The organism is Aeromonas sp. LsrichE-8G (assembly GCF_022869435.1).
Classification (GTDB): domain Bacteria; phylum Pseudomonadota; class Gammaproteobacteria; order Enterobacterales; family Aeromonadaceae; genus Aeromonas; species Aeromonas caviae.
Genome location: NZ_JALIHH010000155.1, coordinates 1 through 624, shown reverse-complemented (window position 1 = coordinate 624; position 624 = coordinate 1). Strand labels below are relative to the sequence as shown.

2 pseudogenes are annotated in these 624 nt (G+C 47.9%); one reads left to right on the top strand and one right to left on the bottom strand.

The features are described 5' to 3' along the window. A pseudogene (locus MUW49_RS17960) lies at positions 1–137 on the top strand (IS1595 family transposase); the annotation flags it as partial. 80 nt (positions 138–217) lie between these two features. Here the strand turns inward: MUW49_RS17960 and MUW49_RS17955 are convergent. Further along, positions 218–481: pseudogene (locus MUW49_RS17955) on the bottom strand (IS4 family transposase); the annotation flags it as partial. Between the last annotated feature and the right edge of the window lie 143 nt (positions 482–624).

Here is a 624-nt window from a genome sequence, read left to right as displayed (position 1 = left end):
GGCATCTTGCTGAATACTGCTTCCGGTTTAATCATCGTTTTGACCTCAAGAGTATGTTTGTTGAATTGGGGCATGCAGTCGTGGCAAGCCCTCCGATGCCATATCGGCTCTTGAAGCTGGCTGAGGGTCATGGGTAATCAGGTAAAATATTAGACACGACTGGATTCGGTGAGAGCAGAGATGTCAAGACTGCTATCAACGTCTCATGTACAGAACCTTAAGCGGCAAGCGAATTAATAATACCGTCTAACGTGTTGTTTTGCTTGGATTTTCTCTGCCTACTCTTTTTGCCGTTTTTGGATAAATACACCATTGCCCACTCCAACTTCTCTGTTATTTCCTGCCACGCACCATGGATGATGCTCGCCAATATCGGCATTAACCAAAGCGCGCTGTTTTTGGCAATCTTCAGCATCGATAACTCCGCGCTGCCAATCAGCGTCAGCGCCAGCCGACGTTTGACCAGCAAGGCCAGCAAACTAAATAGCTGTTCCGAATAGTAGATCACCGGAGGAAGGGAACTCAGTCCAGTTTGTGCGATCTGATTAGTCGCTAAACAAAACAAGCCACACCCAAAGGACTGAGTTGATGCCTATCCTACCACCTCTGCCACGACCACAACGG